The sequence below is a fragment of the Streptomyces sp. NPDC051018 genome, assembly GCF_044456085.1.
In the GTDB taxonomy this organism is placed as follows: Bacteria; Actinomycetota; Actinomycetes; order Streptomycetales; family Streptomycetaceae; genus Streptomyces.
The window spans coordinates 81,576-104,593 of the sequence record NZ_JBITFN010000008.1 but is presented as its reverse complement, the minus strand read 5'-3'; the positions used below and the strand labels follow the sequence as shown (position 1 = coordinate 104,593).

General features: G+C 72.7%; 19 protein-coding genes and 1 pseudogene. 14 read left to right on the top strand and 6 right to left on the bottom strand.

Annotated features, from left to right (window positions below):
- Positions 1 to 702 precede the first annotated feature (702 nt).
- Both ACIBCM_RS16000 and ACIBCM_RS15995 read right to left on the bottom strand, forming a co-directional pair.
- On the bottom strand, positions 703 to 2,193 hold the full coding sequence (locus tag ACIBCM_RS16000; RefSeq protein WP_399243489.1) for a CitMHS family transporter: 1,491 nt from the start codon (positions 2,191 to 2,193) through the stop codon (positions 703 to 705).
- Positions 2,194 to 2,450: 257 nt separating this feature from the next.
- Positions 2,451 to 3,103 (bottom strand): annotated as a pseudogene (locus tag ACIBCM_RS15995) (TetR/AcrR family transcriptional regulator).
- A gap of 206 nt (positions 3,104 to 3,309) precedes the next feature.
- Here ACIBCM_RS15995 and hmgA point away from each other — a divergent pair.
- The 4 genes from hmgA (at position 3,310) to ACIBCM_RS15975 (ending at position 8,081) form a co-directional block, all read left to right on the top strand.
- A complete protein-coding gene (hmgA, locus tag ACIBCM_RS15990) occupies positions 3,310 to 4,677 on the top strand; it encodes a homogentisate 1,2-dioxygenase (protein ID WP_399243488.1) in 1,368 nt (455 codons plus the stop codon).
- 12 nt (positions 4,678 to 4,689) lie between these two features.
- Positions 4,690 to 5,442, top strand: coding sequence for a GntR family transcriptional regulator (locus ACIBCM_RS15985; protein WP_399243486.1), 753 nt, complete (start codon positions 4,690 to 4,692; stop codon positions 5,440 to 5,442).
- 187 nt (positions 5,443 to 5,629) lie between these two features.
- On the top strand, positions 5,630 to 6,802 hold the full coding sequence (locus ACIBCM_RS15980) for a type ISP restriction/modification enzyme (RefSeq protein WP_399243484.1): 1,173 nt from the start codon (positions 5,630 to 5,632) through the stop codon (positions 6,800 to 6,802).
- Between the two features lie 70 nt (positions 6,803 to 6,872).
- Entirely contained in the window at positions 6,873 to 8,081 is a 1,209-nt protein-coding gene (locus ACIBCM_RS15975; RefSeq protein WP_399243482.1) for a CaiB/BaiF CoA transferase family protein, read from the top strand.
- A 132-nt stretch (positions 8,082 to 8,213) separates the two neighbouring features.
- Here ACIBCM_RS15975 and ACIBCM_RS15970 read toward each other — a convergent pair whose 3' ends face one another.
- Positions 8,214 to 8,480, bottom strand: coding sequence for a hypothetical protein (locus ACIBCM_RS15970; RefSeq protein WP_389271757.1), 267 nt, complete (start codon positions 8,478 to 8,480; stop codon positions 8,214 to 8,216).
- Positions 8,481 to 8,747: 267 nt separating this feature from the next.
- On the opposite strand from ACIBCM_RS15970, the gene ACIBCM_RS15965 reads away from it, so the two are divergent.
- The 4 genes from ACIBCM_RS15965 (at position 8,748) to ACIBCM_RS15950 (ending at position 15,635) form a co-directional block, all read left to right on the top strand.
- Positions 8,748 to 10,301 carry a DUF4331 domain-containing protein gene (locus ACIBCM_RS15965; RefSeq protein ID WP_399243480.1) on the top strand — a complete coding sequence of 518 codons (1,554 nt, stop codon included), beginning with the start codon at positions 8,748 to 8,750 and terminating at the stop codon, positions 10,299 to 10,301.
- Between the two features lie 521 nt (positions 10,302 to 10,822).
- A complete protein-coding gene (locus ACIBCM_RS15960) occupies positions 10,823 to 12,151 on the top strand; it encodes a tetratricopeptide repeat protein (protein WP_399243478.1) in 1,329 nt (442 codons plus the stop codon).
- 167 nt (positions 12,152 to 12,318) lie between these two features.
- Positions 12,319 to 13,923, top strand: a complete 1,605-nt coding sequence (locus tag ACIBCM_RS15955) for a hypothetical protein (protein ID WP_399243476.1) — start codon at positions 12,319 to 12,321, stop codon at positions 13,921 to 13,923.
- Positions 13,924 to 13,979: 56 nt separating this feature from the next.
- A complete protein-coding gene (locus tag ACIBCM_RS15950) occupies positions 13,980 to 15,635 on the top strand; it encodes a serine/threonine-protein kinase (protein ID WP_399243474.1) in 1,656 nt (551 codons plus the stop codon).
- Here the strand turns inward: ACIBCM_RS15950 and ACIBCM_RS15945 are convergent.
- Positions 15,619 to 16,428 carry an SGNH/GDSL hydrolase family protein gene (locus ACIBCM_RS15945; protein WP_399243472.1) on the bottom strand — a complete coding sequence of 270 codons (810 nt, stop codon included), beginning with the start codon at positions 16,426 to 16,428 and terminating at the stop codon, positions 15,619 to 15,621. The genes ACIBCM_RS15950 and ACIBCM_RS15945 overlap by 17 nt on opposite strands.
- A 173-nt stretch (positions 16,429 to 16,601) precedes the next feature.
- Between ACIBCM_RS15945 and ACIBCM_RS15940 the strand changes: the two genes are divergently transcribed.
- From ACIBCM_RS15940 to ACIBCM_RS15920, 5 genes are all read left to right on the top strand, one after another.
- The gene (locus ACIBCM_RS15940; protein ID WP_399243470.1) at positions 16,602 to 17,060 is read left to right on the top strand and encodes a hypothetical protein; all 459 of its coding nucleotides are present in this window, start codon (positions 16,602 to 16,604) and stop codon (positions 17,058 to 17,060) included.
- Between the two features lie 398 nt (positions 17,061 to 17,458).
- On the top strand, positions 17,459 to 18,337 hold the full coding sequence (locus ACIBCM_RS15935; protein WP_399243468.1) for a glycosyltransferase family 2 protein: 879 nt from the start codon (positions 17,459 to 17,461) through the stop codon (positions 18,335 to 18,337).
- Positions 18,334 to 19,395, top strand: a complete 1,062-nt coding sequence (locus ACIBCM_RS15930; RefSeq protein WP_399243467.1) for a glycosyltransferase family 2 protein — start codon at positions 18,334 to 18,336, stop codon at positions 19,393 to 19,395. Before ACIBCM_RS15935 ends, ACIBCM_RS15930 begins: the two co-directional genes overlap by 4 nt.
- 20 nt (positions 19,396 to 19,415) lie before the next feature.
- Entirely contained in the window at positions 19,416 to 20,210 is a 795-nt protein-coding gene (locus ACIBCM_RS15925; RefSeq protein WP_399243874.1) for a polysaccharide deacetylase family protein, read from the top strand.
- Positions 20,211 to 20,405: 195 nt separating this feature from the next.
- Positions 20,406 to 21,500 (top strand): DUF5925 domain-containing protein, encoded by a 1,095-nt coding sequence (locus ACIBCM_RS15920; RefSeq protein WP_399243465.1) that lies wholly within the window; start codon positions 20,406 to 20,408, stop codon positions 21,498 to 21,500.
- Positions 21,501 to 21,633: 133 nt separating this feature from the next.
- On the opposite strand, the gene ACIBCM_RS15915 is transcribed toward ACIBCM_RS15920, so the two are convergent.
- Positions 21,634 to 22,008 (bottom strand): GntR family transcriptional regulator, encoded by a 375-nt coding sequence (locus tag ACIBCM_RS15915; protein ID WP_399243463.1) that lies wholly within the window; start codon positions 22,006 to 22,008, stop codon positions 21,634 to 21,636.
- A gap of 38 nt (positions 22,009 to 22,046) precedes the next feature.
- Between ACIBCM_RS15915 and ACIBCM_RS15910 the strand changes: the two genes are divergently transcribed.
- Entirely contained in the window at positions 22,047 to 22,526 is a 480-nt protein-coding gene (locus tag ACIBCM_RS15910; RefSeq protein ID WP_399243461.1) for a DUF402 domain-containing protein, read from the top strand.
- 44 nt (positions 22,527 to 22,570) lie between these two features.
- Here ACIBCM_RS15910 and ACIBCM_RS15905 read toward each other — a convergent pair whose 3' ends face one another.
- The gene (locus ACIBCM_RS15905; RefSeq protein ID WP_399243872.1) at positions 22,571 to 23,011 is read right to left on the bottom strand and encodes a GNAT family N-acetyltransferase; all 441 of its coding nucleotides are present in this window, start codon (positions 23,009 to 23,011) and stop codon (positions 22,571 to 22,573) included.
- Positions 23,012 to 23,018 lie beyond the last annotated feature (7 nt).

Genomic DNA, 23,018 nt, shown 5'->3' with positions numbered 1-23,018 from the left:
TCCGTCCGGGGAATCGGCTCGGGGATACCGGGCCGCACCTCGGAGAAGAAGTGCATCAAGTGGGACGAAAGCCGCCGCAGGAGCGGTGAACCGCGCAGCAGCCCCCTGCCGGAGGCGGTTGCGAGGACCGTCGCGCGGGGAACGAGGCCGGGTCCCCGGGTCCGGGGCCCGTGGCGGTGGCCGCGGGCTGTCGCAGCCGTCACCGGGCAGTCGGCTCATGACTCTCAGGGGTACGGAGCAGGGCGCCGCTCTCCGGCTGTCCAGGGGGAGCCGCAGAGGTGGGGTGCCCCACGGGGCGAGATCCCTCCCGCGCGGTCGCCCGGTCCGGAGCGGCGACCGGGTCCGGGCCGGGCGGCGGCGGGCAGTTGGGGGCGTCTGGCCGAAACGGGCTCCCGGCCCGGGGACGCCGAGCCGCCGCCGGCCATGGGCTGCGCGTCGGCGCTGGCGCCCGGATGGCCGAGAAGCATCCCCGTGCGCCGGGCCGCCGCAGGCACCCGCCCGGCGGGAACGCTCCTGCCGCGCACCCCGGGGAAGGTGGGAGCGCGGCAGGAGCCGGTGGGCCTCACCGGCCGCCCCGCTGTCTGTGCGAAGGCGAAGGCGAGGACGGAGTCCCGTACGGAGACAGGAGGCAGGAGGCAGGAGACGGACGGCGGAACGCGGCAGGCGGCAGGCGGCAGGCGGCAGGCGGCAGGCGGCAGGCCGTCAGATGATGCCGATCGCGACTCCGGCGGCCAGCACCACGAGCGAGGTGAGCGCGGCCCACTTGACCGTGAACCGGGTGTGGTCGCCGAACTCGACCTTGGCCATCCCCACCAGGACGTAGACGGCGGGGACCAGCGGGCTGGACATATGGAGCGCCTGGCCGACGAGTGAGGCGCGGGCGATCTCCAGCGGGGAGACCCCGTGGGCGGCGCCGGCCTCGGCGAGTACGGGCAGGACGCCGAAGTAGAAGCCGTCGTTCGACATGAAGTAGGTGAGCGGGAGGCTGAGCACTCCGGTGACGATGGCCATGTGCGGGCCCATCCCGTCGGGGATGGCGCCGACCAGCCAGTCCGCCATGTGCTCGACCATGCCGGTGCCGGTGAGGACCCCGGTGAAGACGGCGGCGGCGAAGACCATGCCGGACACATTGAGGACGTTCTCGGCGTGCGCTCCGATACGGGCCCGCTGGTCGGCCATCTTCGGGTAGTTGACGGTGAGGGCGAGGGCCGCGCCGAGGAGGAAGAGGACCGGGATGGGCAGCAACTCCATGATCATCGCGGTGAGGAGGGCGAGGGTGAGGCCCGCGTTGAACCAGTAGAGCTTCGGGCGCAGCGTCTCGCGGTGGGGGTCGAGCCCCTGGAAGCCGCCGGTCTCCTCCCCGTGCGCGCCGGCGCGTCCGTGGCCGCCGCCCTGGTCCGGGTCCCGCCCGGTGTCCGGGCCCCGGTGCTCGGCGCCGTCGTCACCGTGGTCGCCCTCAAAGGACTCGGTGCCGCCCGTGGCCCCGGAGGCCGTACGGGTGTCATCGGCGCCGCCGCCCGCCGTCACCAGCACGGTCTCGGTGTCCGGCTCGGTCTCCAGGGCCTCCTCCAGCGTCAGATACCCGAGCCGCTTGCGTTCCCGCAGGCCCAGCGCGTACGCCAGTACGAAGACGAAGAGCAGTCCGACGGCGAGCGCCGGGATCATCGGCACGAAGATGTCGGCGGCGTCCAGTTTCAGCGCGGTGGCCGCGCGGGCGGTGGGCCCGCCCCAGGGCAGGGTGTTCATGACACCGTTGGCCGTCGCGGCCACGCCCGTCATCACCACCAGGCTCATCCCGAGGCGCTTGTAGAGCGGATACATCGCCGAGACGGTGATCATAAAGGTGGTCGAGCCGTCGCCGTCCAGCGAGACGATCGCGGCGAGCACCGCCGTGCCGACCACGACCCGCATCGGATCCGCCTTGCAGAAACGCAGAATGCCGCGGACGATCGGGTCGAAGAGACCGACGTCGATCATCACGCCGAAATAGACGATCGCGAACATCAGCATCGCCGCGGTGGGGGCGAGATTACCGACGCCTTCGATGACGTAGTCCCCCAACTGCGCGCCCTGCCCGACGATCACACAGAAGAGCGCGGGAATGAGGACCAGGGCCGCGATGGGCGACATCTTCTTCGTCATGATCAGGACCAGGAAGGTCGCGATCATGGCGAAGCCGAGCATTGTCAGCATGGGGGGTTACCTAACGTTCATTCTCGAACTACCACGGGGGGGGTGGGCGGTCCGGATGACGTTAGGACGCGGCCAATAGCGTTAACAAGATGTTGACGCGTGAGCAATAAGAGCAAAACCCCAGGTCACGGGCGGGTCTCTGATTCCGGCGGCGGTGAGGGCACCCGGGGGCGGGGGCTCCCGGGGCCGCCGGGCGGGTCATTCCCGGACAGGGTCCCCTCCAGCCCCCGGACGAACCGCCCCGGCCTCGTCCGCCCTCAGCCGCCCGAGGGACCGGGCGGGCCCTCCGGCACACCGCCCGGATACGCCCGCAGCAGCCTCCGCGTCTCCATGACGATCCCCTCGTCGCCGTGCGCGCCGACCCTGAACGCCAGTTGGAGCAGGGCGTCCGCCGCCTCCACGGCCACCGGGACCGCCCGGGACAGTTCCTCGTCCACCTCCCGGCCGGCCCCCGCGGCGACGAGGAGGACCAGCCGGTCCGCGGCCCGGTGGTTCCCGGCCCCGTGGTCCGCGACGGCCGGAAGCGCGCCCACCGGAGTCCCCTGGCCGAAGTCCCCGGACAGAACCCGGGAACCGCGCGCTTCATCGCCAGCTACTCGTCCAGAACGACATCCAGGAGCCCCCGCCAGTCCCCCGGGGCCAGGGCGGGGAGCCGTGTGCCGACCCGCTCGGCGAACCGGTCCGGATTCCGCGCGGCCACCGCGTCCGCGAGAGCGCGCCTATTGCCGAAGAAAGCGGTACACGGACCCGATCGGCATCCCGGCCCGCTCGGCGACCGCACGCGTGGGCAGTTTCTCGTAACCCGATTCATCGAGGAGTTCGGCGCACGCGTCCAGGATCCGTGCGAGCCGCTGGGTGCTCGCCGCTGGACGGGTTCACGGCGGAGAGGAGCGCGGGACACGCCGACCATGATGGCGTCCCGATGGCGTTGACGGGACCTCACCGCAATCCTACGGTTGTCCATAGGATTACTTCGGGTACCGGGAGCTGACGATGAGCGGGATCGGGCGGACGCAGTCCGGAAGGGCACAACCGGAAGGGACGGGGCCCCATCAGCCACACCGGCCGCACCAGCCCGGCCGAACAGATGAGCCGGGAGAACCGCAAGAGGCACAGGTGCCGGAAGGACCGGCATCCGGCCGGACAGCCGGGTCCGGAAAGAGCGCGGAGAGCGCCCGCAAGAGGGCCGAGTCCCTGACGTACTCCCCCGGCTTCGGCAATGAGCACAGCTCGGAGGCCGTCCCCGGCGCGCTCCCCATCGGGCGCAACTCACCCCAGCGCGCCCCCCTCGGGCTGTACGCGGAGCAGCTGAGCGGCTCCGCGTTCACCGAACCGCGCGGCCGGAACCGCCGGTCGTGGCTGTATCGCATCCGTCCGTCGGCGGCGCACCCGCCGTTCCACCGCATCGACAACGGCGGCATCCGCGGGGGACCGTTCACCGAGACCGTCCCCGACCCCAACCGGCTGCGCTGGGACCCGCTGCCGGAGCCCGCGCCCGGCACGGACTGGCTGGACGGGCTGTGGACACTCGGCGGCAACGGCGACCCGGCCCGCCGCACCGGCATGGCCGTGCATCTGTACCACGCCGACTCCCCCATGACCGACCGGGTGTTCGGCAACGCGGACGGCGAACTGCTGATCGTCCCCGAGCAGGGCGGGCTGCTGCTGGTCACGGAGCTGGGCGTGCTCGCCGCCCGCCCCGGCGAGATCGCGCTGATCCCGCGCGGTGTGCGCTTCCGGGTGGAACTGCTGGACGGGCGGGCACGCGGCTACGTCTGCGAGAACCACGGGCAGCCGTTCCAGCTGCCCGACCTCGGCCCGATCGGCGCCAACGGCCTCGCGAACGCCCGTGACTTCCTCGCGCCGGCCGCCGCGTACGAGGACGTGGAGCGTCCGGTGGAGGTCGTCACCAAGTTCTGCGGCAACCTCTGGTCCGCGGCCTACGGCCACTCCCCGCTCGATGTGGTCGCCTGGCACGGCAACCACGTGCCGTACGTCTACGATCTGCGCCGCTTCAATGTCATCGGCACCATCTCCTACGACCACCCCGATCCGTCGATCTTCACGGTCCTCACCTCCCCCTCCGACACCCCGGGTCTCGCCGACGTCGACTTCGTGGTCTTCGCGCCGCGCTGGCTGGTGGGCGAGGACACCTTCCGGCCGCCGTACTTCCACCGCAATGTGATGAGCGAGTACATGGGCCTGATCGAGGGCGCGTACGACGCCAAGACCGCCGGACAGGGCGGTTTCGTGCCCGGGGGCGGCTCGCTGCACAACATGATGTCGGCACACGGCCCCGACCGGGACACCTTCGAGCGGGCGAGCGCCGCCGAGCTGCGGCCGCAGCGGGTCGACGACGGGCTGGCGTTCATGTTCGAGACCCGCTGGCCGCTGACCGTGACCGGGCAGGCGGCGGGGGCGGATCAGCTGCAGAAGGGGTACGACAACGTGTGGCAGGGTCTTGAGCGTCATTTCTTGTCCTGATACGGAGTCCCTGTGAGCTCCTCCTTCGCCCCCGACTCGCTGGTCCTGAACCGCAAACTGCCGCTGTGGTACCAGGTCTCGCAGTCGCTGCGCGCCTCCATACTCGGCCGGGCGCCCGAGGCGTCGCTGCGGCTGCCCACCGAGGAGCAGCTCGCCGCCCACTACGGCGTGAGCGTGCTGACCATGCGCCAGGCGCTCAAGGAACTGGAGGAGGAGGGGCTGATCAGCCGGCACCGCCGGCGCGGCACCTTCATCGAGCCGGGCGCGCGCCGGGGCGCCCCACGGCGGCTGCTGGGGTCGGTCGACGCGATCGTGGCGCAGCAGTCGGGCGAGCGCACGACGATCCTGGACCACGGCCCCGAGCCGGTGCCCGTCGAACTGGCCGAGCACTTCCCGGACACGGCCGAGGTGATGACGTACCGCCGGCTGCGCTGCGACGGCGACAGCGGCGAGCCGACCAACTGGGCGGAGAACGCGGTCCGTCCGGAGATCGCCGCCGGGCTGGATCTCGCGGATCTGGAGCGCTGGCCGATGACGAAGGTGCTGCGGGACGCGCTCGGTGTACGGATCGGCAGGATCACCGACACCGTGGAGGCCCGGCTCGCGGATCCGCCGACGGCCCGGCTGCTCCAGGTGCCGCTGCTGAGCCCGATCCTGCACTACACGGGCGTCACCTATGACACGGCGGGGCGGGTCGTGGATGTGGCGCGTATCCGGTACCGGGGGGACCGGTTCTCCTTCTCGGTCACGCTCGACGCGGAATGATCCCCCTTGCCGTGGGAACGGCGGGATCCCGCGTGCCGTGTCCCCGGCGGGGAGCGGCCCGGTTCTCCGTCGGCGCTCCGGTGGGAAACGCCGGGGTCCTCCGGTGCGCTCCGGCCCCGTACGCGCCCCGGTTCCGTGCGTCACACCGCCGGAGGGACCCCCGCGCCGCGTCCGGGAGAATGTCCGTATGCCGATGCTCGACGAGCTGATGCCCTGGGGCGTACGCCCCCTGAGGACGGGGCGTACCTGGGTGATGGCCCCGGACGCCGCGTCGCTGATCGCACGCTGGGACACGGTCGTACGGGCGCGGGGTGCCGAGCGGGACGCGCTGTTCGGCGGCACCCGGGCCCGTACCCCGCGCAGCGCGGTCGGCCAGTTGCCCGGACAGACCACGGGGACGGGTCCCTTCGCCGGGGAGGACGGCCGGTGTCCGGCGCCCGTGCGGATGGACCACGGCCCCTTCGACCGGCAGTGGATCATCCCGGACCACCGGCTGATCGATGTGGCCCGCCCGGAGCTGTGGCGGGTCGCGGACGGACACCAGGTGTTCCTGGTCGAGCAGGGGCCGCTTCCGGCGGGCACCGAGGCCCCGGGCCCGGCTGTCGTGGTGTCCGCGCAGTTGCCCGACGGGTACTCGCCCGCCGGCCGGCCGGGCCGGATCCGCCCGCTGTACCGCAGGCCCGGTGGCGCCGAGCCGAATCTCGCGCCCGGGCTGCCCGCGGCGCTCGGGGCCCGTTACGGCCGTCCGGTCGACGCGGACGCGGTGTTCGCCTGGATCGTGGCGGCGGCGCGGCCCTCGGCCTCGGGGTGCAGGGTGCCGCTGCCCGCCGACCCCGAGGTGTGGCTGACCGGGGTGGAACTGGGACGGCGCCTGCTGGAGATCCAGCTCCGGGGTGCCCGCGGCGGTGAGCGGCCCCGGCTGCCGGGCGGGCGCCGACCGTATGTGCGCGCCGCCGTGCCCGCACGGCCCGGGGACATCGGATACGAGCCGGGAACGGAGACGCTGAGTCTCGGTGAGGGCCGTATCTCCCCGGTGCCCGCGCCGGCCTGGGACTTCCGGATCGGGGGCGTACGGGTTCTCCAGCTGTGGTTCGAGCGGCGTACCGCTCCCGCCGCGCCCGGCACACTGGACGCGATCCGCCCGCCGGCCTGGCCCCAGGAGTGGACCTCGGATCTGCTGGAGCTGATCACCGTACTGGCACTGCTGGGCGAACTGGCCGGGCAGCAGGCGGAGTTGAGCGTCCACCACGAGATCACGGAACTGCCCGGCGTACTGCCGCCGCCCGGGTCCGCCCGTCGTCCCGCGTCCGTGCTCGACCATCCGGAGGAGGGCCCGGACGGTCAGTTCGCCCTGCTCTGAGCCGGGTACCGCGCTGAGCCCCCCGGGTGGGACGTGACAAATGCACCGTACACACGGTAGTCACGGCACCATGAGCACTCAGCCACCGTCATCGCCGCTGCCCCTCGACGGGATCACCGTCGTCGCCGTCGAGCAGGCGGTCTCCGCCCCCTTCGCCACCCGCCAGCTCGCCGATCTCGGCGCGCGGGTCATCAAGGTGGAGCGTCCCGACGGCGGCGACTTCGCGCGGGACTACGACACGGCGGCCCGGGGGCTCGCCTCCCACTTCGTGTGGTGCAACCGCGGCAAGGAGTCCCTCGCCGTCGATCTCAAGGACCCGCGCGGACGGGACATCGTACGGAGGCTGATCGCGGACGCCGATGTGTTCGTCCAGAACCTGGCCCAGGGCGCCGCCGCCCGGCTCGGTCTGGACGCGGCGTCCCTGTGCGCGGTCCACCCCCGGCTGATCGCCGTGGACATCTCCGGGTACGGCGCGCGGGGGCCGTACGCGCACAAGCGGGCGTACGACATGCTCGTGCAGTGCGAGGCCGGTCTGGTGTCGGTGACCGGGACCGCGCGACAGCCCGTGAAGGCGGGCATTCCGGCGGCCGACATCGCGGCCGCCATGTACGCCTTCTCGGGGGTGCTGGCGGCGCTGGTGCGGCGCGGGGTCACGGGGCGCGGCGGCCCGGTGGAGATCTCGATGCTGGAGTCGCTGGCGGAATGGATGGGGCATCCGCTGCACTTCGGTATGCACGGGGGCGAGCCCCCGGAGCGTACCGGTGTGGCGCACGCCGTCATCGTGCCGTACGACGCCTATCCGACCGCCGACGGCGGACAGGTGCTCCTGTCGGTGCAGAACGACCGCGAGTGGCGGCGGCTGGCGGAACAGGTCCTGGAGCGGCCCGAGCTGGGCTTCGATCCCCTGTTCGCGACCAATACGGCCCGTACCGCCAACCGCGCCGGGACGGACGCGGCGGTGGCCGAGGCGCTGGGACGGCTCTCCACCACGGAGGCGGTGGCTCGGCTGGAGGCGGCGGGCATCGCCTGCGCGCGGCTCAACACGGTGACGGATGTGGCGGGGCATCCGCAGCTCGCCGCGCGGGAGCGCTGGCGGGAGGTGGGCTCACCGGCCGGACCGCTGAAGGCGCTGCTGCCCCCGATCACCCTGCCGGGCGGTCCCGAGGCACGTATGGGAGCGGTCCCGGCGCTGGGTGAGCACACCGACGCCCTGCTGAAGGCCCTGGGGATGACCGGGGAGGGGACGGCCGCGCTGCGCCGGGACGGCGTGATCGCCTGAGGAGGTGGTGACGGACGCCCGTGTCCCGGGCGCCGGGGAGTGTGATCGCCTGGGCGCGGGGCCGCACAGGCGGTGCCACATGAGGGTTCGGAGACGGCAGTGGTACGGGTACCGGCGGACGGCGGCCCGGTGTCAGCGGCGGCTGCCGAACAGCGTCCGGCGCAGTCTCCGCAGCGGCGCGAAGAGGGAGACCCGTCCGCTCTTGGACTTGTTGCGGTCGCGCGTCACATCGCGTGAGGTCAGCTCACGCATCAGCGAAGTCGCCTCGACCGTCTCGCGCTGCGGGACGGCGGGGCCGCCGAGCACCGAGAGATGCCTGTCGAGACGCGAGCTGGTCGCGCTGTTCCCGCAGGTGATCGCAGGCACACGCGGCCTGCTGCGCACTGTTATCTGTTCCATGTCACTCCCCACCGTCAGTCCCCACCGTCATGCCCACCCGGACGACGCACCCGGCCCGGGCAGGTTAACCCTATCGCCCCGCAGTGACACCCGTGTATCCCGGCGGCAGGATTCACCACTCCGGTATCGGAGTTGACGGCATCACCACGAATACATCCGATTCCAGGGCGAGTTGGACAGTTTCGGGGCTCCACCAATCCATCCGTCGCACGGCCACGAATGGCGTGCGCAAGGCAACCGAACCCGTTGCTCAGAACGGAGGGACCGATGACCGCTACCGACAGGAGCGGGTGGAGGCCCGGTACCGCCGGGGTCGTCCGGGGGCGCCGGGGCCTCGCCGCGCTCGTCTGCGGAGCACTGGCGGCCGGGGCGCTGACCGCCGCCGGTGTGAGTGCTCTCACACCCCCGCCGGCGACCGCCTCCAGCCACCGGGAGGCCCCGCTGGTCTCGGGGCAGCCTCAGTTCGACAACACCGATGTGTACGCCTTCGTCAGCCCCGACCGGCCGGACACCACCACGCTGGTCGCCAACTGGCTGCCGTTCTCCGAGCCCGCGGGCGGGCCGAACTTCTTCCGGTTCGCCGAGGACGCCCGGTACGACATCAACATCGACAGCGACGGCGACGCGATGGCCGACCTCGTCTACCGCTGGACCTTCACCGACCGCATCCGGAACGGTGACACGTTCCTCTACAACACCGGCCCGGTCACCAGCCTCGACGACCCGGACCTCAACGTCGGCCAGACCTATGACATCGACCTCCTCCGGATGCGGCACCACCGGGTGCACTCCACGACCAAGATCGCCGACGATGTACGGGTGGCGCCGTCGAACGTGGGCAAGGCGTCCATGCCCCGGTACGCGGACCTCCGCGACCAGGCGGTCCACCGGCTGCCCAGCGGTATCACCGCCTTCGCGGGCCAGGCCGACGACCCCTTCTTCCTCGATCTGCGGGTCTTCGACCTGCTGTACGGAGGCGATCTCTCCGAGGTCGGCAACGACACGCTCAAGGGCTACAACGTCAACACCGTCGCCCTCCAGATCCCCAGCCACTATCTGAGGCAGTCCGCCCGGCAGCCGGTGATCGGTGTCTGGTCGACGACCGGGCGCAGGACCGCGGGCGGCGGCTTCGCCCAGGTGTCGCGGCTGGGGATGCCGCTGGTCAACGAGGTCGTCATCCCGCTGAAGGACAAGGACGGGTTCAACGCGTCCGCGCCCCGTGACGACGCAGGCTTCCTGAAGTCGGTCACCAACCCCGAGCTGCCGAGGCTGATCGAGGCCGTGCACCGGATCAAGGCCCCCGCCGAGCCACGGGACGACCTGGTGTCGGTCTTCCTCACCGGTGTGAAGGACCTCAATCAGCCGCCCGGTGTCCGGCCGGCCGAGACCCTGCGGCTCAACACGGCCGTCCCGCCGGCCGCCCGGGCCGAACGGCTGGGTGTACTCGACGGCGACAACGCGGGATTCCCCAACGGACGCAGGCTCACCGACGATGTGCTCGACATCGCGCTCCAGGTCATGGAGGGCGAGCTGGTGGGCGCGGCGAACGATCTGGGCGACGCGGTGGACGCCAACGACCAGGAGTTCGGGACGAGCTTCCCGTATGTCGCGCTGCCGACCGCCGGTTCGCGCGGTCCGGCCGCGAAGGGCGGCTCCCGCGACGCGCTGAACGGGGGCGCCTCGCTGTCGTCGGCGTCGGGCGGCGGCACCGACGAGACCGTCCTGTACACGGCGGCGGGGGGCGCGGTCGTGGGAGTCCTGCTGATCGGCACGGCCCTGGCCTGGTGGCGCAGGCGCACACGGAACCAGGGCTACTACTGAGTGCGGGGCGCGGCGGACCGGGCCCGGAGGTTCGCCGGGCGCCGCCCGGACAGCGCTGCCGGCTCCGGGTGACCGGGCGGTCCGGGAAGCCGGACCGGGGACGCGCCCGATACGGGGTTCCGGCTGCGGGCCGCCGGGGTTCCCCGTCCCCGGGGGCCCCGCTCCCCGGAAGCAAGCGGGCTCCCGGAACCAAGGCCGGGAAGCGGGGCCCGGGTTCCCGTGCCCCGGCCGGGGCACGCGGTCCGGCTGCGGGCCACCGGGCCTCCGCGTACCGGAGCGGTCCGTTCCCCGGGGACCACCCGGGCTCCCCGGAACCAAGACCGGGGAGCACGGCCCGGGTTCCCCGAGCCCCGGCCGGGGCACGCGGTCCGGCTGCGGGCCGACACCGCCTCCCGTCATCGAGCGGCCCGCTCCCCGGGACGGGCGCCCCCGGTTCCGGTGGAGGCCCGAAGCGCCCGCGCGTCCCGCTCCCCCGTCCGGCGCGCTCACCGACGAACCCCACCCGAGAGGACGGCGACAGAATGTCTCAGCAGACCGGCGAAGCCCTCCGCGCTCCGCGCACCGGCATCCGGCGGCGGGTCGCCACCGGACTCGGAGCCGTCGGGGTCGCGCTGGCGATCAGCGCGGGAGCCGCCGTGTGGGGCGGTGACGGGGCCGCTCCCCCCAACTCCGTGGGGGCCGCCCCCGGACCCGCGTCAGGAGTGCCCGCGCTGGAGGCGCGGGTGCGCGATCAGCCCCGGGACGCCGGGGCGTGGGCCGCCCTCGGCTCGGCGTATGTGGAACGGTCGCGGACCTCCGGCGACCCCGGCGGCTACCCCCGCGCCGACGAGGCGTTCGCCGAGGCCCTCGCGCTGCGGCCGGACGGCAACGACACCGCGCTGGCCGGACGCGCCTCGCTCGCGGCGGCCCGGCACGACTTCCCCGCCGCGCTCAGAGACGCGGAGCGGGCCGTAGCCGTCAACCCGTACAGCGAGCGGGGGCTCGCGGTCCGTATCGACGCGCTCGTCGAACTCGGGCGCTACGACGAGGCGTTGCGGGCCGCCGGGGAGGCGGACCGCAGGCGCCCCGGCGTCCCCGTCTTCACCCGGCTCGCGTACGTACACGAGCTGCGCGGGAACACCGGGGAGGCCGAGAGGGTGCTGAAGCTGGCGCTGCGCTCCGCGAGCACACCCGCCGACACCTCTTATGTGGCGACCGCGCTCGGACAGCTCGCCTGGTCGCGGGGACGGTACGCCACCGCCCTCGGCCACTGCGCGACCGCGCTGCGCGCCGAGCCGGGGAACATCGCCGCGGAGGAGTGCCGGGCGAGGACGTACGCGGCACGGGGGCGTACGGCCGAGGCGATCTCGGAGTACGAGCGGATCGTGGCGCGCTCGCCGCTTCCCGGCAGGGCCGTGGCGCTGGGCGAGCTGTACGAGGCGGCGGGGCGGCGGGAGCCCGCCCGCCGCCAGTACGCGCTGATCGGCACCTGGACCGCGCTCGCCCGCGCGGCCGGGGTGAACCCGGACTCCGACACCGTGCTCGCCGCGGCCGGCCACGGCGACCGGGCGGCGGCGCTGGTCGCGGCCCGGGAGGAGTACCGGCGGCGCCCGACCGTGCACACGGCCGACGCGCTGGCGTGGGCGCTGCACCGGGCGGGCAGGACAGAGGAGGCGCTGCCGTACGCCCGGAAGGCCACGGCGAGCGGGTACCGCGACGCGGCCTTCCTCTACCACCGGGGCATGATCGAGCATGCCTCGGGCGAGAGGGCCGCCGCCCGGCGGACCCTCACCGAGGCGCTGCGGCTGAACCCCGCCTTCTCACCACTCGGCGCGGCCACCGCGCGGCGCGTGCTCGGGGAGGACGCGTGAGGTCCGCCGGGCACGGCGGCGTCCGTGGCGCCGGGAGAGAAGACCGGACGGGGCGTGGGAACGGTGGAGACCACGGCACCACGGGAGGAAGCCGGAGGGGGCGCCGGACCGGCGGGGGCCGGCGCGCCCGGAGCCGTATCGCCGTCACGGCGGCGCTGGTCGCCGGGGTGTTCCTGCTCCTCGGCGGGAGCGCGACCGCGCATCCTCTCGGCAACTTCACCGTGAACCGCTACGACGGACTGGTCGTCGCCCGGGGCGAGTTGCGGGTGGACCATGTGGAGGATCTGGCCGAGATCCCCACGGCGCAGATCGACCCGTCCTCGCGGACGCCGGAGCGGCTGCCCTCCTGGGCCCGCGCCCGGTGCGCCCGGGCGGCGCATGAGGGGCGCGTCGAGGTGAACGGGCGCCCGGTGGCGCTCAGTCCGGGCGCGAGCCGGGCCGAACTGCGCCCCGGGCAGGCGGGGCTGCCGACCCTTCGGGTGGAGTGCCGGCTGACGGCCCCGCTGCCGGACGGGAGGGCGGCCGTCCTCTTCCGTGCCCCGGGAGGTGACGGCGCCCCGGGCTGGCGTGAGATCACGGCACGCGGCGACCGGATGACGCTGACGAGGTCCGACGCACCGGAGGCGTCCTCCTCCCGCCGGCTGACGGACTATCCGCAGGACGGCCCCGCACGACCGCCGGGCCGTACGCGGGCGGAGCTGACCGCCGTCCCGGGCGGCCCGGCGCTGACGGACGACGGGAGTACGGGCGCGGACGGCGTCTTCCCTGCTCTCCCGCGCGGGGCCGACCGCTGGACACAGGCGCTCACCGGTCTCGTGGAACGCAGGGACATCACCCTGCCGTTCGCCGCCCTCGCGATCGTCGTCTCCGCCGGGCTCGGCGCGATGCACGCCCTGGCGCCCGGTCACGGCAAGACGCTGATGGCCGCCGCCGCGGCCGCGGGCGGGCGTCGCTCGATCCGTGACGTCCTCGTGCTCGGCGCCTCGGTGACCGTCACCCACACGCTCGGGGTGTTCGCCCTGGGAGGGCTGGTGGCGGCCGGATCGGCCGCGGCTCCCTCGGTGGTGGCGTGGCTGGGGGTGGCGAGCGGCGCGCTCGTGGCGGCGGCCGGTGCCGCGCTCGTCCGCAGGGCCTGGCGCCGCCGGGGACTACCGCCCCACGCACACCATCACCACCATCACGGCCACTCCCGTGCCGGACAGGAGCACCGCCACGGCCATGACCCTCACGGCCCTCACGCGGGAACCCCCGGGCACCACGGACCTCACCCGAGCAGCCACGAGCGGCACAGTGAGGACCACAGCCGAGGCGCGGACACCGACGGACACCACACGCACCCTGGGCACGACCGACACCACAGGCATCACGGGCGCCATGGAAACGACGGGCACCAGGGAAACGACGGTCACCACCAGCACGGCGACCAGCGGCGCGGCCCCCTCGGCACCCTGCTCCTCGGTTTCGCCGGCGGGCTCGTGCCCAGCCCGTCCGCCGTGGTCGTCCTGGTCGGCGCGGCGGCCCTCGGCCAGGCGTGGTTCGGCTTCCTCCTCGTCCTCGCGTACGGCGCCGGACTCGCCCTCACGCTCGCCGCCGCTGGTGTCCTCGCCGCACGGCTCGGCGAGCGCGCCGCCGCGCTGCTCGCGGCCCCGAGGAGGCCGGGCGGACGGCTCCTCGCCCTGGCCCATCGCGCGGCTCCGCTGGGCACCGCGTGCACGGTTCTGCTCCTCGGCTGCGGATTGCTGTTCAAGGGGGCGGCAGCGGCCTGGAGTTGAGCTAGCTTGGAGTGGTTTCCACCGGGATTCCACGAGATGCCGTGCTGCTGCTACGGATGGGGGCTCGCGTGCCGGAGAACCAGCTGATCGCAGGGCGTTACCGGCTGCTGAGCCCACTGGGCCAGGGCGGTATGGGCGTGGTCTGGCGCGCCCGGGACGAGGTGCTCGACCGCGAGGTCGCCGTCAAGGAGGTACGGGCCCCGGCCGGGCTGGGTACGGCCGACGAACGACGGCTGTACCAGCGGCTGGAGCGGGAGGCATGGGCCGCCGGCCGTATCTCGCACCGCAACGTGGTGACGGTTTTCGACGTGGCCACCGAGGACGGCCGCCCCTGGATCGTGATGGAGCTGATCCGGGGGCTGTCCCTGGCCGACGCGCTGGAGTCGGACGGTCCGCTCGCCCCCGGGCGCGCGGCGCTCATCGGCGCCGACGTCCTCGCGGCGCTGAACGCGGCTCATGACGCGGGGGTGCTGCACCGCGACGTCAAGCCGGGGAACGTCCTCATCGCCAACGACGGCCGGGTCGTGCTCTCCGACTTCGGGATCGCGGTGGTCGAGGGCACCTCCCAGCTGACCATGACCGGCGAGCTGATCGGCTCGCCCGAATTCCTCGCCCCCGAGCGGGCCCTGGGACGGACCCCGGGGCCCGAGTCGGATCTGTGGTCGCTCGGCGTACTGCTGTACGCGGCGGTGGAGGGCATCTCGCCGTTCCGGCAGAACACCCCGCTCAGCACTCTGCGCGCGGTGGTCGACGAGGAACTGCCGCCGCCGCGCCGGGCCGGTGAGCTGGCGCCCGTGATCGCCGGGCTGCTGCGCAAGGAGCCATCGGAGCGGATGTCGGCCGCCGAGGCCGGGCGTCTGCTGCGGCTGGTGGGTGCCGGAGGGACGACGCGGACGGCGCCGGTGCCACCGGGTCCGTACAGCCCGACGGTCTCGGCCCGGGCGACGGGGGCCGGTCCGGGGCCGGCCGCCGCCCCCGGTCCGCCGGGGGCGCCGGGCGGACCGGACACGACGGGCCCGGTGCCACAGCCGTATACGCGCCGGTCGGTGGCCGTGCTGGCCACCGGGATCGCCGTGCTGCTGCTCGCGGTGAGCGGTATCGCGTGGGCGCTGCTGAACCGGAACCAGGACGGCGGGGACCGGGGCGAGGGCGGCGACCCGTCCGGCAGCACGTCGTCGTCCGCGCCCCCGTCCCCCTCTGGCTCCATCGCGGGCGCGCCGGGCAGTGGTGCCCCGGACCCGGGCGGCGGGGAGGAGAGCCGGAACACCGGCGGCGACGACACCTCACCACCGGACGACCGGCCGCAGACGGTCACGGTGCACGCCCAGGCCGTACGGGACGCGTACTCCGGCGACTGCCCGCCGCCCGCGTCCGGGGCGCCTGCGTTCCAGGCCCGGATCACGGTGGGGCGCACCCCCGCGACCGTCGAGTACCGCTGGGTGACCGAGGGCGGGGACGGCTCGTACGCCGGCTGGCGGACGCTGAGGTTCGCGTCCGGCGGGGAGAAGCAGAAGACGGTCGAGCACACCGAACTGGCGTATCCGCAGGACGGCACGCGCCGGGACCGGATCCGGGTGGAGGTCCGGAGCCCGGTCGAGGCGGCGTCCGGCTGGATCGCGTTCTCGGTCACCTGTGTGCGGGAGGCGCCCTCGGAGAGCGCCTCCCGCTCGCCGGACGCCCGGGCGGGTGCGGCCGTCAGGCGTGCGTGGTGAAGACGGGCAGATAGCCGCGGGACTGACCGGCGGCGGTGGGGTGGTACGACTCACCGATGCCGAGCGGGTTCACACTGTGCAGCCAGGCCGCCCCTGAGCAGATCTCGTGCCCGGTGAAGGCCGTGACGACCTCCGCGAACGTGTAGCCGTGGTCGGCCGCGCGCTTCGCAGTGGCGGTGTTGAGATGGTCCGCGGCGGCGTTGATCGCGGACCGTTCCCGTTCGCCGAGTCCGGCGACGCAGGTCCCGCGGAGCTTGTAGAAGCGGGGGTAGCCGAGGACGACGACCCGGGCGGACGGAGCCTTGGCCCGGATCGCCGCGTACACGCTGTCGAGCCGTCCGGGCAGGGTGCGGTCGACGTACGAGCGCGCCCGGTCGATCCGGTCGAGGCAGGCGGACTCGGACTTGAGGACGCAGGTCGTCATGACGTCGGCGAAGCCGGCGTCGTTGCCGCCGACGGTGAGGGAGACGAGATCGGTGGCGGGGCCGAGGGCGGTGAGCTGGTCCGCCGTGACATCACCCGTACGAGCGCCCGAGCAAGCGGCGAACACGAACGACGAGGGTGAGTTCCGGGCCGCCCAGAGCCGGGGGAAGGCGCGCTCGCTGCGCTTGCAGGAGCCGCTCGCGCCGTCGTAGGCGCCGGCTCCGACGCCCGATGAGTAGGAGTCGCCCAGCGCCGCGTAGTCCAGGGCGGCGGGGTCTTCATGGGCCTGCGCCGGGTTCGCTCCGGTGAGAGCGAGTGCGGCGGCGAGGAGGAGTGACGATGAGAAAGCCGCGATACGGGACAGTTTCATGGAACCTCCCTGTAGCAGGATCTCTGCCACAACTTTCGTAGCAGCCCGACCACTTCACCGGAAGTGTCCATGACAAAATTCCAGGAGACCGCCGCGCTCGCGTCCTTGACGGAAGCCCGCAGGCTGAGCAGCATGAGGAACCGATATCGGGCAGCCTGGGAGCAAATCCGGTCATGCAGGGCATCAAAGGCAAACCCCTTCTGGTCGGAAATGATCTTCCGGCGATCCTTTCCGGTGTGACATTCGCCATTTCGGGCACCGGAGTTACCTTGGCGCTCGCCGACGCGGATTCACCCCTGCGTGCTCCTTTTGTCCTGTTTTTCCTGTTCGTCGGACCGGCCTCCGGACTGTACGCGGCCCTGCGGGGACTGGAGTTCACGACCCGCGCCACCACGGCCGCCGCGGGGGCCGTCGCCATCGACCTCGCGGTCGCCGGAGCGCTGTCACCTCTGAACACCCCGACCGCAAACGGCGGAGTGGCCGCTATCGTGGTAGTTACCGCGCTGTTGTTCCTGTGGGCGGTGGGGGGTCGCCGGAACGGGCGGACCCTCTCCACCCGGAGGCCGGACCGCGTCGCCGGGCCCCTCCGCGAGGAGGAAACGGACGACGCAAGTCCACTTGATCGTCCATGAAACAAGATCAAGGAAATCCGATCAGCGCAGTTGCACAACTGGCCACCAAATCGGTATCAAAAATGTAAAAAGCAAGACCACGTTCCTGGGCTTGTCATACAGTCGCAAACATCAATACCGTCACACTTCCACCCGCAATGGTTCATCAGCTAAGCGGCTCTAGGGGAGGGCTCAAGCGTCGCGATGGCCCGGAGCGAGTGGGTGCGGTAGGGGGGTGCCGTGCTCGGTTTTCGTGCTCTTGCCGAGCCGTGCCGCGCGGCCAGTTCTGCAACTCGCCGGACCTGTACGGAGTGCTGCTCCGCCATGGGCCGGTGAAGAAGTAACCCCCCTTTAAACCGGACACTGATCCGGATCGCCCGGGGGCGGGCGATCCACCGGTGGAGAGGGAAAACAGACCCATGAGTTCAGTCCTGCGCCCGGCCGCTCCGGGGCAAGATCCGTCTTTGTCGACCGCCGAGCGATCCGCTGTGCGAATTCCGATACAGCCGACGGCGGGAACCGCGGAGTCCCACTACCGTCCGATCTCGTCCCATCTGGCGATCACCCCGCCCGTGAGCGTGGTCATCCCCGCGATGAACGAGGCCGAGAACCTGCCGTACGTCTTCAAGACCCTGCCCGACTGGATCCATGAAGTGGTCCTCGTCGACGGGAACTCCACCGACAACACCGTCGAGGTCGCCCGTGAGCTGTGGCCCGACGTCACGGTGGTCAAGCAGGCGGGCAAGGGCAAGGGCGACGCGCTGATCAGCGGATTCGCCGCCTGCACCGGCGACATCATCGTCATGGTCGACGCCGACGGCTCCGCCGACGGCAACGAGATCGTCTCCTATGTCTCCGCGCTGGTCTCCGGCGCCGACTTCGCCAAGGGCTCCCGTTTCGCCAACGGCGGCGGCACGGACGACATGACCTTCATCCGCAAGCTGGGCAACTGGGCCCTGTGCAGCGTCGTCAACGCCAAGTTCGGCGCCCGCTACACCGATCTCTGCTACGGGTACAACGCCTTCTGGAAGCACTGCCTCGACGAGATCACCCTCGACTGCACCGGCTTCGAGATCGAGACCCTGATGAACATCCGGGTGGTCAAGGCCGGGCTGCGCGTCCAGGAGGTTCCGAGCCACGAGTACAACCGCATCCACGGCGTCAGCAACCTCAGCGCCGTCCGCGACGGAATCCGGGTACTCAAGGTCATCCTCAAGGAGAAGGGTGTGACCCGTGCCGCACGCCGTCGGGGTGCGGGCACGCTCGGTGTGAGGGTCGCACGGGGAGAGACGTCTTGAGCGACCACCGTTTCTCGGTGGTGATCTGCGCGTACACCGAGGACCGCTGGGAGGACATCCTCGCGGCGGTCGACTCGGTACGCGGCCAGTCGCTGCCCGCGCTGGAGACGCTGCTCGTGGTGGACCACAATCCGGCGCTGCTGGAGCGGCTCACCAGGGAGTACAAGGAGGACGGGCAGCAGGCCGGGGGCGCTCGGGTGCGGGTGCTCGCCAACGCGGGCCCCCGCGGTCTGTCCTCCGGCCGCAACACCGGGATCGCGGCCGCCCGCGGGGAATTCGTCGCCTTCCTCGACGACGACGCGGTGGCCGAGCGGGACTGGCTGCGGTACTTCGCCGAGGCGTACGACGACCCGGCGGTCATGGCCGTCGGGGGACGGACCGACGCGGCCTGGGCCTCCGGGCGCCGGCCGGCCTGGTTCCCCGAGGAGTTCGACTGGGTCGTGGGCTGCACCTACCGGGGACTGCCCGCCGGAAAGGTGCGGGTGCGCAACGTACTCGGGGGGAACGCCTCCTTCCGGCGTACCGCGTTCGACGCTGCGGGCGGCTTCGCCACCGGCATCGGGCGCGACGGCGACAAGCGCCCGCTCGGGTGCGAGGAGACCGAGCTGTGCATCCGCCTCGCCGAGGCGGTACCGGGCGCGGTGCTGCTCATCGACGACCGTGCGGTGATCCACCACAAGGTCCCCGCCGTGCGCGAGCGGTTCGCCTACTTCCGTACGCGCACCTACGCCGAGGGCCTGTCCAAGGCGCTCGTCGCCAAGAGCGTGGGCGCGGGCAAGGGTCTGGAGTCCGAGCGCCGCTACACCACACGGGTGCTGCCCGCCGGAGTGGTGCGCGGGCTGCGCGACGCGGCCCGCGGACGCCGGGGCGGAGCGGGCCGGGCGGGCGCGATCATCGCCGGTGTGGCGGTGGCCGCGGGCGGCTATGTGGTCGGAACCACCCGGGCGCGCAAGGGCGGTGTGACGTTCTCGTCGGGACCGATCCGGCCGTTGCCCGCCGAGGACACGGACGGTTCGCCGTCCCCGTCCTCCGTCGCACAGGGCGGGGCCGCCCGGTGAACCTGCCCGTCCCCGTTCTGATGTACCACGCCGTCGGACACCGCCCGGCGAAGGAGACCCTGGGGCTCTCCGTCTCCCCCGGGGCCTTCGCCGAGCAGATGGAACTGCTCGGCGAGCGGGGCTTCACCCCCGTCTCCACCGCCGAGCTGGGCGAGTCCTGGCGCTCGGGCGGCCGCAAACCGCTGCCCGGCCGGCCGGTGCTGATCACCTTCGACGACGGTTACGAGGGCGTGCACCGGCACGCCCTCCCCCTTCTGGCGAAGCACGGTTTCGCCTCGACCCTGTTCGTCTCGACCGGCTGGCTGCGCGGGGAGTACGACGAGGGCGGCGCGATCGACACCATGCTCGACTGGAACCAGGTGCGGGAACTGGCCGCCGCGGGCACCGAGATCGGCGGCCACACCCACAGCCATCCGCAGATGGACCAGCTCGACGACGAGCGGCTGCGGTACGAGACCGTCCGCTGCCGCGACATCATCGCGGACGAACTGGGCAGCGCGCCCGTCTCCTTCGCCTACCCCTACGGCTACTCCAGCCGCCGGGTGCGGGCCACCGTACGGGCGGCGGGCTTCGCGCAGTCCTTCGCCGTCGGCAACGCGCTGGCGCGGCCCGCTCAGGGGCCGTACGCCATCGAACGGGTGACCGTGCGGCGCAGTACCGGTATCGAGGAGTTCGAACGGCTCGTCGAGGGGCGGGCCATCGGCCGGAACTTCGCCAGGGACCGTGCCCTGACCAAGGGGTACGCGGCGGTACGGCGGACCCGCAGGGCGGTCACGGTCCTCCGGCATGCCGCGGCCTCACTGGCGGGCGACTGAGTCACGGCGGGACACGGGTGGCCGGCCGGTGCTGTGACCGGTGGAGCCGCCGGACGGGGGATCCGCGTACCCGTAACGCTTCCGCCCGCCGTGACTCGTGGCGGTTCCGCCCGCCGTGTCACGGGGACCGCGCGCCCGCCGCGCCCCGGGACAAAACTCCGTGCGACACGCGGGCCGGTGCCGGATCATGGGCGCATGCCTCCCGCACAGCCCCATGAAGCACTCCCGATCCGGCTCAACGTCGACGACAGCGACTCACCCCTGGACGTCGTGGACGCGCTGTTCCTCGGCCGCTTCACGACGGGGGCGCAGCCGTACTCCGTCAGCAGCAGCATCGACCGCGTACGGCCCGGGGTCACCCTGCTCCCGGCGGCAGCGACCGTCCTGCGTACCGCGCGTGACGACGACGGCAGCCGGGTGCTCGCCGAGGGCGACGGCTGGACCGTGCATGTCTCCCGCTGGAGCCGGGGAGCCGATGTCACCGTGACGGCCGTCACCGCCGAACTCGCCGAGAGCGTCCTCAAGGAGGCGACCGCGGACGCGGCCGACGAGCCCGAGCCGCAGCCGGAGAATGTGACCATGGGGTTCTGGTACGTCTCCCCGCGGCGCGGTCCGCACCGGACCACGCGCCAGATCGCGGCCGGTACGTGGGACGAGGTCCGCGGCAACTACACCGCGCCGGTCGCCGAGGCGATGGACCGGCTGATGAAGGTCACACCGGACGACATCTCCGGCCGGCTGCTGCTCCTCCACGGGCCGCCCGGCACCGGCAAGACCTCCGCGCTGCGGACGCTGGCGCGCTCCTGGCGCGACTGGTGCCAGGTCGACTGCGTTCTCGACCCCGAGCGGCTCTTCAACGACGTCGGCTACCTCATGGACATCGCGATCGGCGAGGACGAGGGCACGGCGAAGGGCCGGTGGCGGCTGCTTCTGCTGGAGGACTGCGACGAACTGATCCGGGGTGAGGCGAAGCACACGGCGGGCCAGGCGCTGTCCCGGCTGCTCAACCTCACGGACGGTCTCCTCGGCCAGGGCCGCAATGTCCTCGTCGGCGTCACGACCAACGAGGATCTGGAGCGCCTCCATCCCGCGGTGGTGCGGCCGGGCCGCTGTCTGGCCCGGATCGAGGTGGGTCCGCTGACCCGCGAGGAGTCGGTGGGCTGGCTGGGCACGGAGGAAGGGGTACGCCGTGAGGGGGCGACGCTGGCGGAGCTGTACGCGCTGCGGCGGGGCAGTACGCCGCCGTCGATCCCCGACCAGGCCCCTCCGACGGCGGGCCTCTACCTCTGAGGCATGGGCGCCGGGCTCTGACCGGGGCCGGAGCGCCCCGGGGCGCCGCCCGGGCTTTCGCGGGGGCGCCCCGGCCCGGACCCGGCGGCCCGCCCGCACTCGGGGCCGCCTGTCCACGGCCCGTGGCGCGGGGTCAGATGCCGTACGCCACCCGCAGGGCGTCGTCCACGGCCGCGTGTGCCTCGTCACGGCTGAGGCCCAGGCGCCTCGCCCGCTCCGCGTAGGCGCTCGCCGCGAGGGCGACCTCACGTTCCGCCGCGCCGCCCGTCGCCGCGACGAAGGTTCCGTGGCGGCCGCGGGTTTCGACGACCCCGTCGGACTCCAGGGCGCGATAGGCCTTCGCGACGGTGTTCGGGGCGAGGCCGAGGTCCTCCGCGAGGCCCCGTACGGTCGGCAGACGGTAGCCCACGGGGAGCGCGCCGGAGCGGACCAGTTCGGAGATACGGGCGCGGAGCTGTTCGAATGGTGCGACGCCCGAATCGGCGTCGACGGCGATCTTCAAGGTCACACGGGGATTCTCCCCCATCAATATGAGAGGCGGCCGGTATGACCGTCGAGGTACACCTGGTCAAGGCGGGCAGAACCAAGATCCGCTATCCGGCGGCGCCCGTCGCGGACGACGGATGTCATCTGGTGGTGCGTGCCCCCTGGGCGTCCGGCGCTGTCCGCGACTTCGGCTTCGTCCGCTTCGAGCCGGGCGATGTGTTCACCGAGCACTACTGGCGGGACAGGTGGTACGCGGTGAAGGAGGTACGGTCCGGGGACGGAGTCCTCAAGGGCTGGTACTGCGACATCACGCGGCCCGCCGAGCTGAGCGGGGGCGTGCTGACGGTGGAGGACCTGGACCTCGATCTGTGGGTGTCGGCGGATCGCGCCGAGGTGCTCCGCCTGGACGAGGACGAGTTCGCGCGGAGCGGTCTCGCCGGGAGCGACCCCGAGGCGGCGGCCCGCGCGGTGAGCGCGCTGGACGAACTTCAGGCGCTGTCGCTCGACGGCGGTCTGGAGGGACTGCTGGCGCACCGGTAGCGGGCGGCCCGTGACAGGGCCCGCAGCGAGGGGCCGGTGGGAAGCTACGCGACGGCCTTGCGGTAGTGGATGCGGTCGTACCGGCCGTCGGCGCGCCGCGCCTCCACCTCGTAGCCGTAGCGCGCGTAGAGGTTCTGGTTCTCCCACATCAGCGCGTTGGTGTAGAGGCGGATCTCCCCCAGTCCCAGCTCACGCGCCCGGGCCTCCGCGAGGCGCAGCAGCGCGCGGCCGAGTCCGGTGCCGCGGGCGTCCGGGTGGACGGCGACGGACTCCAGGAAGAGATGGTCGTCGTGCGGGACGAGGACGATGACGCCCCGGACGGGTTCCCCCGTGACGAACACCCGCCCCGCCGCCACATCGGCGGCGTGATCCGCCTTCATGGGGGCGGGCACGACTCCGATCCGGTCGATGTAGTGGTGATAGGCCGCATCGGTCACGGTTTTCACCAGAACAACGTCTTCGGGTGCGGCGGGGCGAGTGTCCATTTTCATA